We start from the raw sequence: 20,414 nt of genomic DNA on the forward strand, positions 1-20,414 counted from the left end.
GCACCAGAAACCGCGACCTCGGCCGGGCCACCCCCGCCTCAGCCGGCCACCAGCAGTAACGAACATTCACACGAGGGGGTCAAGATTCGACCGGCGCCAGGGGGTCAGTTTTCAGCCGCCGTTGACATCGGTGACCAGCTCAACCGGAACCAGCAAGACCGCCGCCACGGCAAGCACGAGCGCGTGCACCGACACCCTCCGGCACTGCGCCGCGCACGGATCACCAGGCATGCCCATCAACCTCCCCACCCGCTAACACATCGCCACCTCAGCCTCCCATACGCTCCGAGACGACCTCCGCAGTCACGAGGCGCCCGGTTCCCGCACCGCCAGGCACACGCGTATCCTGCGCGCGGTCTGGCTTGAGAGGGAACCAGTTCGAATGAACCCGAGGTCATCCCCCAGGGGAGTCCGGCCCTAAGATCTCGTCGCCGTCCTCGAACCGCGGAGCTGCCGTGATATTGACCGTCTGTACGTGGAACGGCCCGTTCGCCGACTGCGACGAGATCAACGGGCCTTGCCTCGAGACCGTCCGCGCCGCGATCGCGCGCCTGGACGGCGAAACCTGCACCGAGGTCACCCTCACTCACAACGAGCCGTTCGCGTATATCGCCGCCGCGGGCGGCCCAGAACTCTACCTGGTGACCGGCGAAACCATCGACGAAGAGATCTTCCAGGTGACCGATCCCGACGCGCCCGAGGGGTCCGTCGTCATGGTGTGCGGCGGCCAACGCGCCGAATTCGCCCGCCGCGACCTGGTGAACCGAGACACGGCCCTGCGCGCTTTCACGCAGTTCCTCCGCGACCACGACCCGGCCCCGCCATCGCACGCAGGCAGTGCTCACTGATCGCCCGATGGAGGGCCCCGCCGTGCGCGAGTGCGGTAACCACGCGCACACGAGCTCCGGCTTGAAGATCTATGGACCGCAAGGACGCTGCCACGCTCGCCCGCAGCACACTCGCCGGGCGATGAGTCCAGCGAGGGGGTCGCCGATCCAAAGTTCCACGCACACCGACGCGGACTCCGAGGCGCAATACCGACCCTATGCGAAACAGCGAGTTCACTGCGGCCGACCCAGCCGCGTCGTCGAGTACCGACGCAGGCGGAGGCGGTCGGCGTGGATGGACCGTACGAGCAGCGTGAGAGGATCTGGACGTGTACTTCGACGACGACGCCGTGCTGCGATTGAGTGTGGAACGGCTCGGCAAGCGCGCCAGGCCACAGTTCGCGGATTTGGCCCGTCGCGGCTTCCTACTGGAGGAGCCGACCGAACACGCCGCTGCCAGCGGAGCGTGCCGGCTAGGCGGGCCCGCGCTGCTCGAGCCCGGCACCGCGTGGCCGCGCATCGACGGGTTCGCGCTCTCGCTGCTCGCCGTCCTGGACACCGGCATCCTTGCGGACCGGCTCGACGCTCCGCTGCCGGAAACTGCTCGGGGACTGCTCAACTTCTTCTACGCCGACCCGGACGTGCCGTTCGAGACCTGGCGGCAGTTGGACTTCTCCAGCCCGCACGCTGCCCGCGTCGTCGCGGCCGACCCCGCGCTGGCTGTGGAGGTGGCCGCGCCCGCTCCGGCACGCGCCTATCCGCCCACGCCTGTACACGCGTCCGCAGTCGCGATGCTGCCCGACAGCTGGGATGTCCAGGACGGGGACATCGAGTTCGACACCGACATGTACTGGGGCGCGCCCGCGGTCATCTTGGAGGTGATGCGCGGGCACGACGGGAACACCGGCGGACGGCACACCGCCTTCGGCTGGCCGGACACCTCCTACGGGAACACGGTCACCGCTCGAGATGCGGAAGGCCCCGCCGTCCACCTGCTCCAGCTCTCGCAGGATGCCAGGCTCGGCTGGAGCTGGGGAGATGCGGCCACGCTCTACTTCACGATCCCGGCCGGCGCTTTCGCCGCAGGCGATCTCACGGCCGCCCGCGCGATCATGCAGTCGTGCTGACGTGGCCCGGGGGCGCGCGGTGCCGCACGGTTTCAGATGCCGGTAAGGTCCGGGCGCCTTCCGGGGTTTCCATAGGTGAAGATGCGCCGCAGCGCTTCGGCGACGCGGTCGGCATCGAGCGGCGGCACGGCCAGCACGATGGTGTCCGTGCCGTCGTCAACGCCGAGTTCGCCTGAGGCTTCGCTCATCAGGGATAAGGTCAGCAGGCCGTCTTCGAGCACGGCACGGGTGACGCCGCCGTACTGGACGGCCCCGTCCTGATCGAGCAGACAGTAGGTGTCGAGGCCCGCCGCCGTGTCGGCGGAGCTCGGCGGGTTGATGGAGCATTGGAGGATGAGATAGCCGCGTTCGCCGGTCTCGTCCTGGGACAGGGCAAGCGTGAACGCGTCTTGGTTCTCCTCGATGGTGACGTGGGTGGCCGAGTCGAATCCGGCGGGCGACATGGGAGCGTTCATCTCAGTTCCTGGCTGGGCGGGCGCCGACCGCGCGTCGCCGGTCGCACGGTAGTCGGGTCACGATGCGGTCGGTGCACGTCGATGCGCTGCGAGCGGCGCGGATTGCCGATCGCGGCGGTAGTAGAGCATGTCCTCGAAGTCCGGTGCGGGCTCGTCCAGGGTGAATCCGGCGGCTTCGGCCAGCGCGCGGCTTGCGTGGTTGGCGACGTCGATGCCGAGGAAGAAGATCTCGACATCAGCGACCTCCGGGTGATCGAGCACGGCGCCAAGGGCGGCCCGGCCGTAGCCGCGTCGCCACCGGGCGGGGTCGACCAGGTATGTTAGCGCCATGGCCGCGCGGTGCTCGGCGCCGGAGAGAATCGGACCGTCTGCGCTCTCGCCGTGGTAGCGCACCCACCGGTCATAGACGTCGCCGCCGATGTAGGCAACGGGCACCTCGGCGTGATCCAGTACGATCCAGCCATACGAGCGCAGCACGCGCGCGCCGCGATGGACGGTACCCGGGCGCTGTGCGAGCAGGACGACCTCGCGGTGAATCCATGATCGATCGCCCAGGTAGGCGCGGGCGAAGGGATGGTCGAACCAGTGCTCGATCTCGCCCGCGCCGTCGCCTGTCAGACGGCGAAGATGAACCCGCGCAGCATCGCGCCGCAGGCTCGCCGAGCGGTCCCTACTCACCATCTGCCCCCTCCACATCGCCGAGTCTCCACGGTAACCGCCTGGTTCGGCACCATCGGGTGATCCGGACCTCTGGCGCCCAAAGGCGCTGGGCACGGAGACGGCCAGAATTCGCCGCGATGGTTCCCCGCAGCAACAGCCGCCTGACTGAGCCGTTCGTTGTCATCCTGCCGTAAGATCACATCTCGTGGCTCTAGAGTAACCGCGGGTTCCATCGGGGCAGGAGGGGTTTCCTTTGACGCAACCGGGTCGGATGCGGCGCTCAACCATGCCATCGGCGACCGCCCGGAAGCGCACGCACGAGACGGGTGCGCCTGCGCCGGCCAACGGCAAGCGGCTGCGCCGCCGGGAGACGCTCAGCGCGACGGTTGACGGCAATGAGCCAGCTGACCCGGGCCTGCGCGAGATCATCCGCAGGTACCCAACACTGCTCTCTCCCCCGGGCCCTCCCGGCGGCGGCGTGCGTCGTTGCCTGATACATGCCGCTGCCGGTTGCCGTTCGGGGGACGCGGTATGAGCTCGACCGGATACTGGATCGTCGGCACCGCCGCGCCCGTGACCGTCGACCGGCTGCGCACCACCGTGCCGGCCGCGGAGTTCGAGCCGCTGCCCGCGGACTCAGGGCTCGACTGGTGGCAGGAGATGGACCGGTGCGAACTGCTCACGGCCCAGCCCGGCTACACGTATCCGGTCCCGTCGCAGGCCACTCGGCGCTTTACTGAGATGTTTGAATCCCAGCGCCCCGATCCAGAGGCCCGCGACGCGTGCCTCGCCGCGATCAAGGAAACGCCGCGCTCTGAGATCTTCCACGTGGGCGTGCGCAAGGGCGACCCGGTCGCCGCCGCGTACTACGGCCTCGGGTACCACGATGCGAGCCGTCTGCCCGGGCGCTTCGGCCAGACCGGCGATGAAACTCGGAATGTAGCCCTGGCGCACGCCGTGCTCGCGGCAGAACGCGGCCAGGCTCTCGAAGAAGTCCTCGCCGTGCTCGAAGGTGACGCCGAACGTGCGCCCGACGGTCAGTTCAGCGGCTTTCAACGGGAGCATCCTTCCTCGAACAGTGCGCGGATGTCCGCGCTGCTCGTACCGATTGCCAGCGCGGTGTGGAGCAGCACCTTGGCCTTGATGGGGGTCAGGGTGCCGGCGGGAATCACGCCGCGGGAGATCGGGTCGGACTCGGAGCCGCGGAAGCCGTAGGTCCGGCGCAGCACCGGACCGCGGCCGGTACGGGTGGCCAGAACCACGGGAATGCGCGAGGCCAGCTTCTCGAGCTCGTCGACGTAGCCGCCGGGCACGTGCCCAGCGCCGAAGCCGGCCACGACCAGGCCGTCGACGTGCGCACCGATGACGGGCAGGAGACGGCCGTCGTCGCCGACGCTCGCCGTGACCAGCGCGGTGTGCACATCTCGGCGCACCGGATCCAACAGCTTCGGTGCGTTAGCCGGCGAGCCGTGGAAGACTGGCTCGCCCTCGGCGAGATAGCCGATCGGGCCCGGCGCGGAGACGAACGCCGTCACGCTGGTGCTGTGCGTCTTGCTCACCGCGGACGCGGCAGAACTTCGTCGGCGAACACCACCAGCGCGCGCTTCGGCGTGACCGGCGAAGCAGCGACCTGCAGGGCGGCCAGAAGGTTCGCCGGGCCGTCGGCACCGGCCATGGCCGGGTGGCGCATCGCACCGGTGACCACGACCGGAGCCAGGCCGCAGTGCACGAGTTCGAGGAAGTACGCCGTCTCCTCGATCGTGTCCGTGCCCTGGGTCACGACCACCCCGCACGTGCCCCGCTCGATCGCCTCGTTGACGGCGTCCGCCAAGGCGAACAGATCCGCGTATGTGAGCGACGCGCCGGGCAACTGGCGGAAGCTGTCTACCTCCAGGTCAAGACCGAGCCCGGCAAGCTGCGGCACGGCCGCGAGAAGTTCCTCGGCCGAGAGCGCCGGCGCCACGGTCCCGTCAGCCTGGGTCGTCATCGAGATCGTGCCGCCGAGGCTGAACACGGCCACCCGCTTCGGATCTTGATCGGGCATTGCCGGCCTTTCAACTTGGGGGACGCGACTCGTGCCCCTTTCGGTCACCGCCGAGACCGAGCCTACCGACCGGCACGCGGCGCCCCGGCCGGTCGCGTGAGCCAGGGCGATTCACGCCGGAAGAACCTTTCGGTGCCGTGCGGCTCAGGGTGCGTCGGCGCACCGGCCTTACCGGCGATCCAGCAAGAGCGCCTTCCCTGCAAGACTCGGTGCCGACCTCGCTCCCACCGTACTTGCCGCGTGGGCTCATCGAGCAGGCCAGAAGTGTCCGGGACCGCCGAACGTGGAGCGGTCCCGAGCCCGCGCTGAGCGACTCGCGGCCAGGCCGTGCGCCCGCGCCGAAGAACATCGTGCCCTAACGCATCGATCTCCGGTTCGCTCAGGCCCACGCGCGCCTCGTTTGCCCGCGCCGAGCAGGTGGTGTGAGATTGTCCTCCGCACGACCGCGAACTTTGTTCATGCATCGGGCAAGGCGAACCCTAGGGAGACCACCGTGACGGCGACAAGGATCGACTACTTCGACGACCCGACCGCCCCCGCAGCCACCAGCATGGTCCCGTCCGTCAACGTCGTCGTCGCCGACGATGCCGGACGGATCCTGCTCATCCGCCGCACCGACAACGGCAACTGGGCCGTGCCCGGCGGCGCGATCGACCTCGGCGAATCCATGATCGACGCCGCGGTCCGCGAGACACGCGAAGAAAGCGGTATCGACTGCCAGATCACCGGCCTTATCGGCATCTACACCGATCCACGCCACCTGATCCACTACACGAGCAACGACGAGGTGCGTCAAGAGTTCTCCATCGTGCTCTCGGCCCGCCCCGTCGGCGGCGAGCCAGCCACGAGCAGCGAATCGAGCGAGGTGCAGTGGACCGAACTGCATCAACTGCCCGGACTCCAAATGGACCGCTCGATGCGTCTGCGCCTGGCCCAATACGAGATCTACCTGGCCTCCGGCGGCCAACATCTCGGATAAAGCCGAGGATCCGGGTACTGCATCCAGCACAAGGAACTCTCACCCGACCTGCAGCTCGCATCCCTAGCCTGAGCCGCAGCACCGGCTCGAAGGCGCGGCCGCGATAGCGGTAGAGTGTCGGCTCGACGCATCGAGTCAGAGCATGAACTCGACACCGGGGGAATCATCATGTCTGATCAGTGGGGGCAGCCTCCGCAGCAGGGCGCGCCCGGCCAACAGCCGTACTACCAGGGCCAGCCCGGACCCACCCAGCCGATGGCCCACCCAGGGCAGGTACAGCAGCCACCGGGCCCTTACGCCCATCAGCACTTCGCCGCCGCACCCGCGCCGAGCAACACGCGAAAGCGGCCCGTCATCATCGGCGGCATCGCGGCACTCGCGGTCATCGGCGGCGCACTCGGTATCTACTTCGCCGTGAAACCAAGCGGATCGAGCCAGAGCGTCCGCACCGCGAGCACAGCCGGCATATCGCCGACTGCCACCGGCCAGTCGGCCCCGGCAGCAGGCGCACAGACCTCCTCGGCCACCGCGGGAGACTCCAGCGACCTCCTGACGACGAACCAGGTCTGCCCCGCCTTCCTCGCCATCGAGCAGCCCCTGATCAGCCAGATGGGCCAGATCCAAAACGAAGCGGACGGCCTGCGCGTCTTCACGGCATTCCAGCCGAAGTTCAATTCCCTCGCGGCCAGCACGCCGCCGGGAGCGTTCCAGACCCAGATTCAAACCGTCGCGAACGACCTCAACACGATCGTGGCCTACGTCAAGGCGAACCCGCACATGAGCAAGCCCGCCCCTGCGGCATTCGACGCTGAGCTCAACACGTTCCAAAATGACATCGACACCGTCGATAACAACTGCGACCCGCTGGGAACCTCCACGTCGTAGCAGTCAGGCAGCAGGCACGCGCTTCCGCCCCGTTCGCGACACGCTGATCGCCGGGCGTCGGCCCGGCGCACGTCACCGGAAACGCCTGTCCGCGGCCACCGCCAGTGTCTTCTCAGCACTCCGCAACACCGCTGCGAGAGCGAGGATAGGGGATGAGCACGGCCGATCAGCGTGCGCGCGTGACCGCGCCCGACGAGCTTTGGACGCACCTGAACGCGCTCCTGATGCCCGCCTTCATCCGGTTCCGTGAGCGCATCGCAGAGCTTCCCATCGCGGTCAAGGCCGACAAGACCCTGTTGACAGAGGCGGATATCGAGATCCAGAGCTCGATCATCGGAGCCATCCGGGCCATGGAGCCGTCCGCCGTCGTCATCGCGGAAGAGGACCAGCGCAGCCGTGCACGCACGGAGGTCCTAGCAGCCAGTGGCCCGGGTGTGGGTGGTGGATCCGATCGACGGCACCGCGGAATTCGTTCGGACAGAGGGGATCGAGTTCTGCAGCGTCGTGTGCCTGCTGGAGGACTGGCAGCCCTCGGCGGCGTTCGTTCTCGCTCCCGAACTCGGCCGCGACCGGACACCGAACCTGGTCACGGCCGATGTCGCAGGCTCGCGCATCACGGTCAACGGCGATCCCGGCACGCTACTAGCCACCTCGTGCGACGAGCGGTGGCTGTCGGTCACCCGAAGTACAGGTGCACCCGCGCACCCGGTGGACCCGATCGCCCGGGCCGCCGGATACCGGCTCAAGACCCGGACGACCTCCCAAACGCTCGATATGCTCCGCACAGCCGTCGATCTGTCGAGACTGACCGATCCGTCGCTGTCGGGGTTCGCCTTGTTCGCCCGACGCGAGCAGAAACTGTGGGACGGCGCGGCCGGACTCGCGCTTGGACGCGCCTGCGGCCTGCGCGACTGCGACGAGACGGGCGCCCAGCTTCCGCTCGGCCCGCCGTTGCTGTCGGCGGCCACGCCGATGTTCTCCTCAACCGTGATGGGCCGACCTGAAACCGTCACCTGGTTCCTTCAGGCAACCAGCCGATGACCGGCTACCCGCCGCACCGATCGTATGGAACGCTGGATCGGTGGCGATCCTCGAGCGCGAAGGCGGGTGGCCGTGTCGCTGATCGACGACCTTCTGGCCGAGGGTGAGCCGGAGCGCGAGTTCAATCCGGGGATCGCCGCGCGGCTACCGCGCAAACGAGTCGCCGCCGGCGCGCTCTTCCGCGATACCGACGGCCGGCTGTTGATGGTGGAGACAACCTACAAACCGACGCTGGAGATCCCCGGCGGGCTCGCCGAGAACGGTGAGTCGCCCTACGACGCGTGCACGCGGGAGGTACGCGAGGAACTCGGCATCGAGCCTGCGATCGGCGACCTGCTGGTGGCGGACTGGGTTCCGGCGCACGGACCGTGGCCCGACGGGCTGATGCTCGTCTTCGACGGCGGGATCCTGCCCGAAGAGCACCAGTCGCGCATCGAACTCCGGGACGGGGAGATCTCGGCCTGCTGGTTCCTGACGCTTGAACAGATCGAACCGCGGGTCAAGCCCTCGTTCCACCGGCGCCTCGCGGCATGCGTCCAAGCGGTCAAAGCAGGCCATCCGCAGTATCTACAATTCGGTCGCCCCCTCGCCGGCCATTCCTCCTCGTCGCGGCTGTAAGCGCAGACGACCGTTCCCACCGGCGGCCGGGGCTCCATCGCATCCCGCCGATCGGCAACGCGCCAGCCCTTTCCCCACGGCTTCACCCTGCGTGGAGGGCTGCGGCCAGACGGGGACGTCCTCCGCGACGACCGCACCCGGGCACGCTAGATTAGGTCGCTGTGGACCTCGTGAACGAGCTGGGACTGACTCCGGATCGTCGTGATCAGCTGATCGCGTGGCTCGAAGACGAGAGCCTGCTTCGCCGCGAGTTCCCCAGCGTGGCCGAGTACTTCACCGCGGCCGCCAGAATGCCTCATACATTCGGGGACGCAGAAGCCTTCGCGTTCGACGTGCGCCTGTTGCACTACATGACCTCCGGCCCGAGCGCGAGTTCCAATCCGTACTGGGAGATCGTCGCGCCGTCCGTGACCGAGCACAACGGCCGCAGGGTCGTGAACGGCGGCAACCCCGCAGGAAGCGCGCAACTCGCCCTCGCCCAGATGAACCTGCAGTCCGCATACGCCTACCCCGTTCCGTCCCCCGAGACCATCGAATGGATCTCAGGATTCTGCGGCGGCCGACCAATGGTGGAGATCGGCGCGGGCAGGGGCTACTGGGCAGCCCTGCTCTCCCGAGCAGGACTGACGATCGACGCATTCGACCTCGAGCCGCCGGACGCGATCGAAAATGTGTCATTTCCGCACACGCCCGGCGTGAAAGACGTGTGGCACCCCGTGAGCCACCTCGACGCGCTTGACGGCGAGAACCGGTCGCAGGACGTGCTGTTTCTCTGTTGGCCGCCCGGCTGGGGGAACACGATGGCCTCCGACACGCTCACGCGGTTCGAACAAGCCGACGGTGCGAGGCTCGTCTACATCGGAGAGCCGAAGGGCGGCAAGACCGGTGACGACGCGTTCTTCGACGCGCTGAGCGCGCGCTGGCACCTGGAGTCGACCGATGCGCGGTTCGTCTCCTGGTGGAACCTCGCAGATACAGCACAGGGCTGGGTACGAGATTGACGGCGCGCCGCGACAGCAACCGCCGCCGGGCCACAGGCGTGAGCGGGGATTTCAGGCGAGCGATTCCGGGGCCGGCGGGTCCGCGCGGATGATCTCCGCGAGCCGTTCCCGGTAAGGGCGCGCGGCGGATTCAGGCGGGTATCGGACGGTCATCTCGCGGGAGAGCTCCCCCGCGACCAACAGGAGACTCGGAAGCGACTTCCGGGGAGCATCGAGGGCTTCGATGCCCAGGGCGGCTGCCTCCTCGAGCTCTCCGGACCGGCAAGCGGCCACCGCGAGGGGCAGCCTCGCCTCAGCCACCCGCATCGGCGACGTCTCGGCCCCGTCCGGCCCGCGGCTAAGCCGCATGACCTCGCGGGCGTGGACGGCGGCGTTCGCGTCGTCACCGAGCAGGCGGAAGCTGTCCATCGCATAGAGGTCCTGCTTCGCGAGGTCGACGACGAAGTGATGGCGGGTGTCCCGGTCGGGCGCGAGCCCGTCTATATGCCTGCGGCCCTGTTCGAGCGCGACGAGCACGGCGCGTCTGTCCCCCATCCGGGCACGTGCCTTGGCCTCCTGAGCGTAGAACTGCGCGCTGACGGAGTGGGTCGAGTCCGCCAACCGGCCCGCCTCACACTCATCGATCACCTCGCGCAGACGTCCTTGGGTCAACGCGAACCACGCTCCCATCTCGTGAGCCCACGCAGCACCATGGCCGTCTCCGGACTCCCTGGTCAGGCTGAGGACAGCTTGTCGGCTCGCCTCGGCAAGGGCTCGCCAGCCCAGGTCGTATTCGATGCACCCCGCGAGCAGGTAAAGCCAGCCGGAGCGCACCAAGAACTCCTTGCGCTGTTCCAGCGTCGTGCGGCCCTCGAGGAGCTCGGCCACGTGATCAAGCCAGCCGGAAACCTGACTGTGCAGGTCGAGGGCGTCGGCGTGGGTGGGGTGACCTCCGCATGCACCGGTTCGTGGTCGTTGCCGGCCGCCATGTCGATTGGCGCGAGGATGAGAAGCACCAGGGCCGCAGGTGAAGCTGGCCTACCAAGCTAGGGCGCGGAACTGCTGTTGACGGATTCGACTCTCAGCGGCGGTCGGCCCACGACTACCGTGGGGCGCATGCGGGCAGCGCTCTTCGCGCCGAGCCAGTGCGTGTGTGCGGCGCGACGGGCCATGAGCGCCGCGCGAACCTCGCTGGAAAGCGCCGCAAGCGCAACTCCTCGCTGGCCGCGTTGCACCGCCGATTCGCGGGCATTCCCCCAGGCGAGGGCGGTGAAATGCCAGCTTAGCCGCCTGAGCGTCCGGTGGTCGGCCCAGGGCGGCGCTGCTCTGCCGAGTTCTCGGAGGCGAGTGGCGATCTCCAGATTGACGCCCTGAAGGTAGTCCTGGAAGACACCGGGGTTGGCACGGTCCGTCATGTTTGCATCGTGAACGCGGTAGTACGTCAGCGGCTCGGTGACCTTCGCGCCGTAGCCGAGGTAGTCGAAGACGTGGAAGAACGCCTCGTTGCTGACTGGGAGAAGGTCCAGCGCGGGCTCTCGTCTAACCAGGAGTGTGCTGGTGTTGCCGCCTGGATGGGGCTTCGTCAGTAGCGGCCGTTCGTTAGCGTCAACGACGTGTTCCCAGTGCTGGACGAGAAAACGGTCGTCGGTGAGCGCCGGCGCGATAGCGGCGAGCTTGTCCGTAGTGAACGAGTCGTCGGCGTCGAGCGGCGCAATCCACTGCCCGCGTGCAGCGCGGAGCGCTGAGCTCAGGACGGCGCCGAATCCCTCGTGCGGGCGCCGCAGGACGGTGATCTTGCCACCGTAACGCTCGCAGACCTCCAGGGACTCGTCCGTCGAGCCGTCGTCGATCACGAGGACTTCCTTAAGCAGGTAGTCGCCGGGCCGCTGGTCCAAAGCGCTATCGATCGCGTGGGCCAGGTATCTCCCGTAGTTGTAATTCAGTATGCATATGCTGATGGAGGGCAACGCCACGGTTCACCAGCCTGAGGGGATGACCGTGACCAGTTGCGTGGTAAGTCCGCCGCCGCCGTCGTCGCTTCGGGTGAGTTGGTGGTCCAGGATCTCGAAAGACTGCATCGCGAGAAACGTGGCGAACTCGCGGCTCGTCCATTCGCGGATGTGCGCCGGGTTTCTGGGCTCCCCGATGTAGCCCGCTCCTGCCCGATGCTCGCGCGCGGGCGTTGAAAGCACGATCTGGCAGCCCCCGGCGCGGGCCATCGCAGCCATGAGTGCGAGCGCGTTATCAGGCCTGACCAGGTGTTCGAGAACGTCACAGCACACGATGACTGATCTGGCGAGCTGGTCTGCGGGAATGGCCAGTTCCTGTTGCGTCTCAAGGTCGGCTTCGATCCATCGCCCGAAGGTGTGGTTGGCGGAGCACCACTGGATGTTGGGCCCGAAGTCGACCCCGGTAAAGTTCCACGTCGGTTCCACTTCGGCGAGGGCCGCGAGTTTTGCGGCGCGCCCGCAGCCGATGTCGATGATGCTGTTGCGCCCCTGCTGGCGGGCGAGGTCGGCCGCATACGGGTAGACGTCGGGCTGCCAGGTCACCCCATCGTCGACGTCGTCGAAGTACTCGGGGCGGGCGCGCTGGCGATAGTCGGAGGGTAGACCGAAGTGCTGCGGTGCGATCGAGTCGCTGCCGTTGAGGTCGGTGTTCATCTTCCTTCTTCATCTTCGGCGGGGCGGTCAGTGGAGCATTCCCTTGGTGGCCGGCTTTGCGCTGGTCATCGGTTCGATGGGTTGCTGCACGTCACTGGGCATAGATCTCGGCGTGGGCCGCGAGGAAGTCGCGGTGCTCTTCGCGTCGGTAGTCGAGGAAGTCGGGGTCCGGGTCCTTCCGCGGGCCGTGGACGAGGCGGGGGTGGGCGGTTTCGAGGGCCGCGACGAACTTCTCGCCGAACAGGAAGGGATGCCCCTCCGCCCAGTCGAACCAGATGGGGTCGTTCACCAGTCCACGGTGCTTTCGGTGCTGTTCCTTGAGGAAGCCGACCGACGAGCAGACGGGCGTGAGGTTCAGGTCGAAGGCGAGTTCGAGTTGACCGGAGTGGCTTCCGAAGAGGTAAGGCAGGAGCAGCGCGTCGGCCTGGATGCCGGCATCGACGATCTCGCCATCAGAAGGGTAAGCGCGCATGGCCGTGTGAATGCGCGGATCGGACTTCGTGATCGCAAGCAGGGCGGATACGTCGTGTCGCTCGAAGTCTGCGGGACTGAGCGCGCGCAGCAGGATACTGAGACGGGCGTCAGAATCGGTGATGCTCAGGCTCCAGTTGGCAATCGTCGCAAGGTGATCGCGATTCCGGCGCAGGGCGCCGTAGAGCAGGTAATGAGGCGCGAAGTCCCCGCGGGTGCGTACCTTCCCTGCCACCTCGTCCGGGGGGACCACGTACCCGTGGGGTATGACCGTGACTGGCGGGAGGCCGCACAATTGGTCGCCCAGCGCGGATACCGAACCAGCGGTCAGGCCGATCCATGCGACCTTGGCGGAGGCGAGCAGGGCGAGGCGGGCGCCGAAGTCTTCGGCGGTGCAGAACATCGGGGTCACATCGTGTGCGGTGTACACCACTCGCACTGCCGAGTCGGCACACGCCGCCAGCAGCCGTTCGAGGACTGGGAGGTCGTCGAACTCCACGTGGTGCAGGTGCAGGACATCGAACCAGTCCAGCGGCCGACGGTCCAAGAGCCATTGCGCGGTGACCGCGTCCGGGACCACGCCGTGTGCGGTGCCGACACCGTTGAGTATGGAGAACTCCGGCGAAACGATCTTGCGGACGTACGGGGTGCGCGCTGGCAGGTGCACGACGCGCAGCGCCGGGCTCACCTGTGCATCCAGGTCGCGTGATGCACCGGCCATCCGGCAGCCTGTAAGGTCGCGACCACTTCGTCATCGTCGTCCACGATGAGTCCTATCTCGTTGTCGGCTGCTATTTGGCCGATGCGTTCGGCTTTGAATATCGCGGCGGGTCGCATGTCGCCGTCCGGCCGCATGTCCAACGGTTTGGGTGGCAGGCCCTGACCACGCAGCCATTCGTCTGTGATCCCTCTGTACAGATCCGGTCTTCCGGTCAACCACATCATGGGGCCGGTCGCTGCCAGTTCCAGGGCAAAGGCGATACCTTCGGGCAGCGGTTCATCCGAGCCGGATGCGGCGAAGAATGCCGCCCAATCCGGCTCGGGCCTGTCGAGGTAGACCTGTCGTGGGCGAGAGTCGGAGACCGTGCCGTCGATGTCGACGATTGCCAGCCCGGTGCGTTTCGCGAGCAAGGCGGCTCCGCTCGTCACTGGGTGTCCCCGGAGTGGTAGGGCGCGCTGCGCAGACTCAGCGCCCGGCGCACGAGCGGGGCGAACCCGTCGGCCAGTGCGTTGCCCAGAACGTCGTTGCGTGGGGCGGCGACGCTGCCGAGGTCCACGGTCACGGTGCCGTCGGCCAGCACCCAGACGCGGAACGGATAGGCGTCGGCCGGTGCGCGGGTCGGCTGGTCGAACACCGCGATCTGGCCCATGCGTTCGCGGATGGAGTCCACGGCGGCGCTGAAGTCCTCCGGGGTGAAGCCGTACAGGGCAGCTTTGCGGGCGTCTGCGCGGCCGATCGGGCGGTACTGCGAGATCAGCCAGTACTCCACGGGTGTGCGCGACGCCACATCTAAAATCATCGTGGCGATTCGGTCCAGCTCGTTGATGCTTGTTGAGGAGGTGAACGTGTTGAACGCGACCGTGCGCCGTTCGGACTCCAGGAGGGCGATGTTGTCAGTGAAGGTTGCGAAGTACCCGTCACCGCGGAACCAGTCTGCTGTGGCGGCGTCGGGGCCGTCGATGGCCAAGGAGTAGACATCGACCCACTCTCGGATCCGCCCGTAGCGCTCGCGCAGCAGCAGGCCGTTCGTGTGGACGTTGATCTCAAAGCCCAGTTCGGACGCATGGCGCAGGGCGACTTCGAGATGGTTGTCGTAGGGCATGAGCGGGTCGCCACCGGTGAACACCATCCTGCGGGCAGCCGACTCATGCGCAATCACATCCAGCACGCGGGTCACGGTTTCGGCGTTGGTCGCAACGCGGTTGCGCTCCCGGTAGCAGAACCGGCATACGCCTGGTGAGCCTGGGGTCGGGTTCATGCTCCAGGCGTTGCAGTCGGTGTTCAGGATGACGTGCACGATCGGGAGTTCGGGCTCGGTGAGCGGGCCCTCCCCTCGCACTGTTTGCCGTTGCATCACATCCACAAGCTAGGGCGGGGCGACCGGCTGCCGTCAGAGCACTGTGACCCCTCACGGTGCTGGCTCCCGAGCGAGTGCGCCCTCCTTGGCGCCGGTGTGCGCGGGTGCGCCCCGGTCACGGTGAGCGTTCGCAGTGGTCTGGTTCCGTATATGCGCGGTGAGCGAGGCTGATCGGAATCGTTGAGCGAGCGACGAAGGGGAAGCGATGATGACGGCCGCGCGCGATTCAACCCGGGACGACCCCATGTCCACCAGCACGGTACCGGTGATCTTTTCGGAGGAGTACTACCGCGACGTAGTCCGCGAGTTCGGCTACGACTCGTTCGAGCTGGAGCAGTTCGCGTTCGCCGCGGCCGGCATGGAGGCCGCGGAACTCAATGCCCGGTTTCTCTGCCACCGCCGCTGCGACGCCTACCTCAAGGCGCCGGCGGCGTCGAGGATCGTCACCACCGGGTTTGGGATGTCCGGCCCCCCTCACATGGGGACGGTCGCCCAGGTTCTCGCGATCAGCCGTCTCCAGGCGGCCGGAGAGCGCTGTCAGATCGTGCTCGGCGATCTCGACGCGCACAACGGCAAGGGGAGGGCACTCGGCGAGACTGCTGAGCTGGCGGAACGCTTCGAGGGGTTCTGCCGCGCGCTGGGCTTTGACGGGGAGGCTGGCGTTATTCGCCGCCAGTACGCGGAGGCCGAGGTGCTGCGAAACCAGTACCTGCTGAGCCACTACATCTCGGATGGCGACTTCACAGCCGCCGAGGAGGACAACCACGGCTACTACGCCTCGTTGGGGATCGTTGAGAAGGAGATGACCTTCCGCCGCAAGGCGTCGCTGGTGTTGATGGCTGCCGACTTCGTGACCCTCGGGCAGCGCTTCGACGCGGTCCTCGTCATGCTGGGCATCGACGAGCACCAGTACGTCCGCTTCGCCCGCGAGGTGGCGTCGCGGCTGGACGGGCACACCATCTTGCGCTCGGACTTCACCCTCTCGTCCCTCTACACGAGACTGGCACGTGGATTCGGTGGGCATCCCAAGATGTCCAAGAGCATCCCGGGCTCCTCGATCAGCGTGGCCTCAAGCCGGCAGGAGATCGCCGATCTGATCGCGTCGGACGCTGCCTCCACGCCCGACACCTCGCCCAGCTACCAGCTGATGTGCCAGCTGTTTCGATACTCGTACGAAGAGACGATCGAGCTGGTCCACGAGTGCGCTGGCGCCACGGCGCGGTGGAAGAGGGCCAAGCGCGACTTGGTCGAGTATCTGACTGCGGTGGTGGAACAGTGGTGACCCCGGGAGAGCCCGTGTTGGCGGATCTGATCGGATCCATACCGTCGCAGGAGGCCACTCCGCATTTCGGCGCGTTCCTGCACCGGCTCAACGCCGGGCAGAACCTGACCTACACCGAGGCCCGCGCCTACATGACGAAGGTGCTGGCCATCGCGGACCCCCGCCAGCGCAGCGCACAGCTGGCCGTGCTGCTCAACGGCATCATGGCCAAGCATCCGACCATCGACGAGGCCACTGGGGTCATCGACGCCGCGTTCGACCTGGATCTGCGGCGGCCCGCCGACAGGCCGGAGCACCCATTCACCGGAGAGAAGGTCGTCGCAGTCGCCGGGAGCGGCAAGAAGGGCCTCAAGACGCCCAACATCTCCACTCCGGCGGCGATCGTCGCGGCGGCGGCCGGGATCAAGGTCGCCAAGTGCGCCTCCAGCGCCACATCCTCGGCCGCCGGGTCTGCAGACACCCTCAAGAACCTCGGCGTCCATCTGACCTCGGAGGTTCCGCGAACCCTGGACGTCATGGCCAGCTGCAATCTGGGCGTGTTCGAGATTGAGCAGATGATCCCCCGGTTCGATGCGGCCTACGGCGGGCTCTTCTTCGCTCCCCACGTGCTGTCCCTGGGCTTCCCCGCGTTGCTGCTGCCGATCAAGACGGACAATCTGCTTTACGGCATCGCGCACCCGGATGTGGACCTGTCCGTGGAAGTCCTGCGCCGCTACCATGCCGGTGACATGCTGGTGGTCTCGTCAACGCCGGACAATATCCGCTGGATCGACGAGGTCGGCATCATCGGGGAAACCTCCGTCGTCGGGGTCCGAGGAGGGCAGCGGGGCCAGACCCGTCGCCTGGCCATGGCCGAGATCCTTGGCGTGGGCCCGTACCGCACCGCTGAGATAGCGGCGCACGGGACAGCTACGGACCAGGCCCGCACTGTGGTCGACATTCTCGCGGGTCGCTCCACCCGTGCGCTGGCCGACATGGTCGCCGTGAACGCGGCAACGCTGATCTTCCTGGGGTCGACCACGCTGACGGTGCCCGCGGCCTTCGAGATCGCCTGCGAAGCTCTCACCAGCGGAGCGGCCTTGAACACGCTGACCCAGCTGGTTCAGCGCAGCGGCGGAGACCGCGGCGCCCTCGGAAGGTGGCTGTGACCACGCCGCAGTCCCTCCGCGTCGTCGCGGTCGGGGTATGCGGGTCCGACACGACGCGGCGGCGTGCTGGCTACGCCGTCGCGTCGCTCGGGCACGAGATCGTCGGACACACCCTCGACGGTACGCGCGCCGCAGTGCGGCCCCTGAACCCATGCCGCACCTGTCCGATGTGCCGGCGAGGATGGACCGAGCAGTGCCCGGCCGACCGCAGCATCGGGCGGCACGATGACGGCACCGGGGGCTTTAGCGGCACCGTGAGCGCATACCCCGATCAGATCTACGCCGTCCCCGGCCACGTCTCCACACCCGTGGCTACCCTGGCCGACCCACTCGCGTGCATCCTGCACGCACTCCACGGCTTGCCCGTGAGCGCCGCGAACGTGCTGGTCATCGGGGACGGCCCGATGGCGGCACTCTCCGCCACCGTCGCCCGGAGCACCGGTGCGAGGCACGTAACCGTGTCCGTGAAGTCCCGCGACCGCGCCTCCCGGCTCGCCGCCTTCGGCAACAGCGTCGTCACGGCCCGAGATCTGCCCGCGAACCACTACGATGTCGTAGTGGAGTCGGCAGGAGGCGTAAGCAGTGAACCGATATTAGTAGCGGCGAGAGCCGTCGCACCCCTGGGCCATGTAGTCGCTCTCGGTGTGTACGCCCAGCAGACCACCGCCGACATTCCCGTGCGCGCACTCCTGGAAAAGGAGTCGATGCTGCGCGGCAGCAAGGCGTACCGGGCCGGTCCTGACCGGGACGATTTCGCCTCGGCGCTGTCCCTGCTGGCTGCCGCGCCAGGCGATTTCGAGCCGATCATCAGTTCCACTCCCCGCTGGTCTCTCGACGATCCCAGACCGCCCGCGATCGAGCGCGGCAGCGGCTTGAAGACCGTCTACGTCACCGACCGGCGCGACTGACGACCTCCACAGCTGAAAAGGAGCACCCATGCTTAACGCCAGCACGCGGCTCGGCGCGTCTTCCGAGGCGCTCATGAAGATCCTTCGCACCGCGCCCGACCTGCGCACCGGCCCGGACCTGCGCGCGATCCTCGAAATCCTGGCCGAGCGGCGAGCGATGGACCTCTCGGACCTCACACCGGCCGAGCAGGCCGAGCTGATCGCCGCGCGCACCGCCCAACTGCTTCCCTCCGTTCCGCAGCTGGCCGAAGCCCTCCAGGCCGCAGGCGACGAGGGACGCCAGCTGATCGTCAAGTTCGGCATCGACCCGACGGCCGCCGATGTACACGTGGGCCACGCCGTACCGATGATCATCGCGAGCCGGTTCCAGCGCATGGGACACCGTGTCGTGTTCATCATCGGCGACATCACGGCGAAGATCGGAGACCCGACCGGGCGCACTGCCGACCGACCGCCGCTTACTGACGAGGACATTCAGCACAACCTCGCGACCTACCGGCAGCAGGTCACCCCCTTCTTCGACTTCGAGCGGGCCGACTTCCGCTTCAACAGCGAATGGCTCGCGCCGATCACCCTGCCGCAGTTCATCGGCGTGCTGGAGAAGCTGCCGCTGTCGGTGTCCCTCCAGCGAGAAGACTTCCGCACCCGCCTGGCCGAAGGCAGCGGGTTGTCCATGGCAGAGCTCGTCTACTCCGTCGTCATGGCCCTGGACTCGGTGGAGATCACCGCAGACATCGAACTCGGCGGCCTCGACCAGTTGCTGAACATGCAGATGTGCCGCCGCGTGATGGAGAACAGCGGCCAGAAGGCCGAGATCATCATCGCCACCGGCCTCATCGAGGGGACCGACGGCACCGGCGCGAAGATGAGCAAGAGCAAGGGCAACTACGTCGGTCTGGCCTTCGAGCCCAAGGACGTGTTCGGCAAGCTCATGTCCGCCGCCGACCGCCTGCTGCCCGACTACCTGCGCACGCTGACTGAACTGCTTGACCCCGAGATCGAGCTATTGCTAGAGCTGATGGCCAGCCGCGAGCTGCACCCGATGGGCGTCAAGACCCTCCTGGCCGCCGAGATGACCAGCACCATCCACGGCCTCGACGCCGCCGAAGAAGCCCGAGCAGGCTTCACTGCCCAATTCTCCCAGAAGCGCTACTCTGACACCCCGGACGTGCCCCAGATCGACGTCAGCGAGCACGGCACCTCGACCGTCGGCGAGTTGTTCGTCAAGGTCGCTGGCCTCGTGCCGAGCCAGAACCAGCTGCGGCGCACTGCCAGCGGGGGCGGGCTGCGTCTAGTGAGCGAGACGCCGGACGGCGGGCAGGAAACCGTCACGTTGACCGAGGCGGACGCGAACACGGCCGCGGCCGAGGTCTTCGCCGCCAACTCCTCGGTCGTCGAGCGCGATGGCGCTCGAAACTTCCTGCGCTGCGGCCGGGCCCTGATCGAGCTTCGCTAGAGAACTCCCAGGCACAAGGAAGGCGTCGCATGCCCCCCACCATCAGCTACGCGGTCTCCGACGAGGTCTTCGAGCGCTTCCCGGGCTACCGGCGTGGCGTCGTGATCGCGCGCGGTCTGCGCAACGGGCCGGCCGCCCCCGAACTCCTCGCTGAGCTTCGCGCCGAGGAGGAGCGACTGCACAAGGAACTCGACGCGGCCACGATCGCTCAGCACCCGCGGATCGAACCGTGGCGCGACGCCTTCCGCGCCTTCGGCTCCAAGCCCTCCGACTTCCGGCCCTCGGTTGAGGCGCTGGCCCGGCGGGCAGCCCGAGGCGATCAGCTGCCTTCCGTCAGCTCGCTGGTGGATCTCGGCACGCTCGCCTGTCTGCACAATCTCATGCCCATCGGCGCCCACTCGCTCGACGAGGTCACCGGGGATATCGAGCTCCGTATCGCTTCCGGCCGAGAGCACTTCACTGCCTTCGGCTCCACCGAATCGGAGACCCCGAGGCCCGGCGAGGTCATCCTCGCCGAAGGCGACACCGTGCTCACCCGCCGGTGGGCATGGCGGCAGGCCAACCACACGCTGGTCGTGGACGCCACACGAGTCGCTGTCATAAACGTCGACGCCTTGAGCGCCGTCCCTGACGACGATCTCGCGGGCGCCATGGCCCAGGTGCTCGACTTGCTGCGCCGATTCTGCGGCGGCACCGCCGAATCCACAGTGCTCACCTCCTCAGATCCGTCAGTGCGCATCGACCTATCGCGTGCTCACGAGTGACCGCCGGATCATCGACGGCTGCCTGTGT

23 protein-coding genes are annotated in these 20,414 nt (G+C 67.5%); 12 read left to right on the forward strand and 11 right to left on the reverse strand.

Translation table 11 applies throughout. The features are described from left to right. The first annotated feature begins 455 nt into the window (after positions 1–455). Both KDK95_RS15770 and KDK95_RS15775 read left to right on the forward strand, forming a co-directional pair. On the forward strand, positions 456–848 hold the full coding sequence (locus KDK95_RS15770; protein WP_212518923.1) for an Imm1 family immunity protein: 393 nt from the start codon (positions 456–458) through the stop codon (positions 846–848). A 308-nt stretch (positions 849–1,156) separates the two neighbouring features. After that, entirely contained in the window at positions 1,157–1,954 is a 798-nt protein-coding gene (locus KDK95_RS15775) for a DUF1963 domain-containing protein (protein WP_212518924.1), read from the forward strand. 32 nt (positions 1,955–1,986) lie between these two features. Here the strand turns inward: KDK95_RS15775 and KDK95_RS15780 are convergent, their stop codons facing one another. The 5 genes from KDK95_RS15780 to KDK95_RS15800 form a co-directional block, all read right to left on the reverse strand. Then, complete coding sequence (locus KDK95_RS15780; RefSeq protein ID WP_212518925.1) at positions 1,987–2,397, reverse strand: Imm10 family immunity protein; 411 nt, start codon at positions 2,395–2,397, stop codon at positions 1,987–1,989. 69 nt (positions 2,398–2,466) lie between these two features. Further along, positions 2,467–3,090: a GNAT family N-acetyltransferase gene (locus tag KDK95_RS15785; RefSeq protein ID WP_212518926.1), complete on the reverse strand. Its 624-nt coding sequence runs from the start codon at positions 3,088–3,090 to the stop codon at positions 2,467–2,469. Positions 3,091–3,705: 615 nt separating this feature from the next. Then, positions 3,706–4,125: a PCC domain-containing protein gene (locus KDK95_RS15790; protein ID WP_212518927.1), complete on the reverse strand. Its 420-nt coding sequence runs from the start codon at positions 4,123–4,125 to the stop codon at positions 3,706–3,708. Beyond that, positions 4,122–4,628, reverse strand: a complete 507-nt coding sequence (locus KDK95_RS15795) for an L-asparaginase family protein (RefSeq protein ID WP_212518928.1) — start codon at positions 4,626–4,628, stop codon at positions 4,122–4,124. Before KDK95_RS15795 ends, KDK95_RS15790 begins: the two co-directional genes overlap by 4 nt. Next, positions 4,625–5,113 (reverse strand): asparaginase domain-containing protein, encoded by a 489-nt coding sequence (locus KDK95_RS15800; RefSeq protein WP_212518929.1) that lies wholly within the window; start codon positions 5,111–5,113, stop codon positions 4,625–4,627. Before KDK95_RS15800 ends, KDK95_RS15795 begins: the two co-directional genes overlap by 4 nt. 550 nt (positions 5,114–5,663) lie before the next feature. Here KDK95_RS15800 and KDK95_RS15805 point away from each other — a divergent pair. The 5 genes from KDK95_RS15805 to KDK95_RS15825 all read left to right on the forward strand — a co-directional run bounded on the left by KDK95_RS15805 (position 5,664) and on the right by KDK95_RS15825 (position 9,637). Next, the gene (locus KDK95_RS15805; protein WP_249161379.1) at positions 5,664–6,092 is read left to right on the forward strand and encodes an NUDIX domain-containing protein; all 429 of its coding nucleotides are present in this window, start codon (positions 5,664–5,666) and stop codon (positions 6,090–6,092) included. A gap of 114 nt (positions 6,093–6,206) precedes the next feature. After that, positions 6,207–6,977, forward strand: coding sequence for a hypothetical protein (locus tag KDK95_RS15810; RefSeq protein WP_212518931.1), 771 nt, complete (start codon positions 6,207–6,209; stop codon positions 6,975–6,977). 441 nt (positions 6,978–7,418) lie between these two features. After that, the gene (locus KDK95_RS15815) at positions 7,419–8,018 is read left to right on the forward strand and encodes an inositol monophosphatase family protein (RefSeq protein WP_212518932.1); all 600 of its coding nucleotides are present in this window, start codon (positions 7,419–7,421) and stop codon (positions 8,016–8,018) included. Positions 8,019–8,090: 72 nt separating this feature from the next. After that, positions 8,091–8,636 (forward strand): NUDIX domain-containing protein, encoded by a 546-nt coding sequence (locus tag KDK95_RS15820; RefSeq protein ID WP_212518933.1) that lies wholly within the window; start codon positions 8,091–8,093, stop codon positions 8,634–8,636. Positions 8,637–8,797: 161 nt separating this feature from the next. Then, positions 8,798–9,637, forward strand: a complete 840-nt coding sequence (locus KDK95_RS15825; RefSeq protein ID WP_212518934.1) for a hypothetical protein — start codon at positions 8,798–8,800, stop codon at positions 9,635–9,637. Between the two features lie 51 nt (positions 9,638–9,688). Here the strand turns inward: KDK95_RS15825 and KDK95_RS15830 are convergent, their stop codons facing one another. From KDK95_RS15830 to KDK95_RS15855, 6 genes are all read right to left on the reverse strand, one after another. Then, the gene (locus KDK95_RS15830; protein WP_212518935.1) at positions 9,689–10,504 is read right to left on the reverse strand and encodes a hypothetical protein; all 816 of its coding nucleotides are present in this window, start codon (positions 10,502–10,504) and stop codon (positions 9,689–9,691) included. Between the two features lie 158 nt (positions 10,505–10,662). Further along, positions 10,663–11,589, reverse strand: a complete 927-nt coding sequence (locus KDK95_RS15835) for a glycosyltransferase family 2 protein (protein ID WP_212518936.1) — start codon at positions 11,587–11,589, stop codon at positions 10,663–10,665. A 3-nt stretch (positions 11,590–11,592) separates the two neighbouring features. Beyond that, a complete protein-coding gene (locus tag KDK95_RS15840; RefSeq protein ID WP_212518937.1) occupies positions 11,593–12,279 on the reverse strand; it encodes a class I SAM-dependent methyltransferase in 687 nt (228 codons plus the stop codon). A 91-nt stretch (positions 12,280–12,370) separates the two neighbouring features. Then, entirely contained in the window at positions 12,371–13,471 is a 1,101-nt protein-coding gene (locus KDK95_RS15845; protein ID WP_212518938.1) for a leucine-rich repeat domain-containing protein, read from the reverse strand. Then, positions 13,435–13,899 (reverse strand): phosphatase domain-containing protein, encoded by a 465-nt coding sequence (locus tag KDK95_RS15850; RefSeq protein ID WP_212518939.1) that lies wholly within the window; start codon positions 13,897–13,899, stop codon positions 13,435–13,437. The genes KDK95_RS15845 and KDK95_RS15850 overlap by 37 nt, the downstream gene beginning before the upstream one ends. Beyond that, positions 13,896–14,768 carry a radical SAM protein gene (locus KDK95_RS15855; protein WP_212518940.1) on the reverse strand — a complete coding sequence of 291 codons (873 nt, stop codon included), beginning with the start codon at positions 14,766–14,768 and terminating at the stop codon, positions 13,896–13,898. The genes KDK95_RS15850 and KDK95_RS15855 overlap by 4 nt, the downstream gene beginning before the upstream one ends. Positions 14,769–15,072: 304 nt before the next feature. Here KDK95_RS15855 and KDK95_RS15860 point away from each other — a divergent pair, with 304 nt between their 5' ends. The 5 genes from KDK95_RS15860 to KDK95_RS15880 are packed head-to-tail and all read left to right on the forward strand — an operon-like array spanning position 15,073 to position 20,386. Further along, the gene (locus tag KDK95_RS15860) at positions 15,073–16,110 is read left to right on the forward strand and encodes a nucleotidyl transferase family protein (protein WP_212518941.1); all 1,038 of its coding nucleotides are present in this window, start codon (positions 15,073–15,075) and stop codon (positions 16,108–16,110) included. 17 nt (positions 16,111–16,127) lie between these two features. After that, the gene (locus KDK95_RS15865) at positions 16,128–17,258 is read left to right on the forward strand and encodes a hypothetical protein (RefSeq protein WP_212518942.1); all 1,131 of its coding nucleotides are present in this window, start codon (positions 16,128–16,130) and stop codon (positions 17,256–17,258) included. After that, positions 17,255–18,166 (forward strand): alcohol dehydrogenase catalytic domain-containing protein, encoded by a 912-nt coding sequence (locus tag KDK95_RS15870; RefSeq protein ID WP_212518943.1) that lies wholly within the window; start codon positions 17,255–17,257, stop codon positions 18,164–18,166. The genes KDK95_RS15865 and KDK95_RS15870 overlap by 4 nt, the downstream gene beginning before the upstream one ends. 28 nt (positions 18,167–18,194) lie before the next feature. Beyond that, positions 18,195–19,622, forward strand: a complete 1,428-nt coding sequence (gene tyrS / locus KDK95_RS15875; protein WP_212518944.1) for a tyrosine--tRNA ligase — start codon at positions 18,195–18,197, stop codon at positions 19,620–19,622. 29 nt (positions 19,623–19,651) lie between these two features. Then, the gene (locus KDK95_RS15880) at positions 19,652–20,386 is read left to right on the forward strand and encodes a B3/B4 domain-containing protein (protein ID WP_212518945.1); all 735 of its coding nucleotides are present in this window, start codon (positions 19,652–19,654) and stop codon (positions 20,384–20,386) included. Positions 20,387–20,414 lie beyond the last annotated feature (28 nt).

Source organism: Actinospica acidithermotolerans, from assembly GCF_018139625.1.
In the GTDB taxonomy this organism is placed as follows: domain Bacteria; phylum Actinomycetota; class Actinomycetes; order Streptomycetales; family Catenulisporaceae; genus Actinospica; species Actinospica acidithermotolerans.

What these genes read in the sequence shown, in the direction of transcription:
- KDK95_RS15800 (WP_212518929.1), bottom strand. Translation starts at nt 5,113, where the DNA reads ATGCCCGATCAAGATCCGAAGCGGGTGGCCGTGTTCAGCCTCGGCGGC.
- KDK95_RS15780 (WP_212518925.1), bottom strand. Translation starts at nt 2,397, where the DNA reads ATGTCGCCCGCCGGATTCGACTCGGCCACCCACGTCACCATCGAGGAG.
- KDK95_RS15860 (WP_212518941.1), top strand. Translation starts at nt 15,073, where the DNA reads ATGTCCACCAGCACGGTACCGGTGATCTTTTCGGAGGAGTACTACCGC.
- tyrS (WP_212518944.1), top strand. Translation starts at nt 18,195, where the DNA reads ATGCTTAACGCCAGCACGCGGCTCGGCGCGTCTTCCGAGGCGCTCATG.
- KDK95_RS15785 (WP_212518926.1), bottom strand. Translation starts at nt 3,090, where the DNA reads ATGGTGAGTAGGGACCGCTCGGCGAGCCTGCGGCGCGATGCTGCGCGG.
- KDK95_RS15805 (WP_249161379.1), top strand. Translation starts at nt 5,664, where the DNA reads ATGGTCCCGTCCGTCAACGTCGTCGTCGCCGACGATGCCGGACGGATC.
- KDK95_RS15880 (WP_212518945.1), top strand. Translation starts at nt 19,652, where the DNA reads ATGCCCCCCACCATCAGCTACGCGGTCTCCGACGAGGTCTTCGAGCGC.
- KDK95_RS15845 (WP_212518938.1), bottom strand. Translation starts at nt 13,471, where the DNA reads ATGGCCGGTGCATCACGCGACCTGGATGCACAGGTGAGCCCGGCGCTG.
- KDK95_RS15840 (WP_212518937.1), bottom strand. Translation starts at nt 12,279, where the DNA reads ATGAACACCGACCTCAACGGCAGCGACTCGATCGCACCGCAGCACTTC.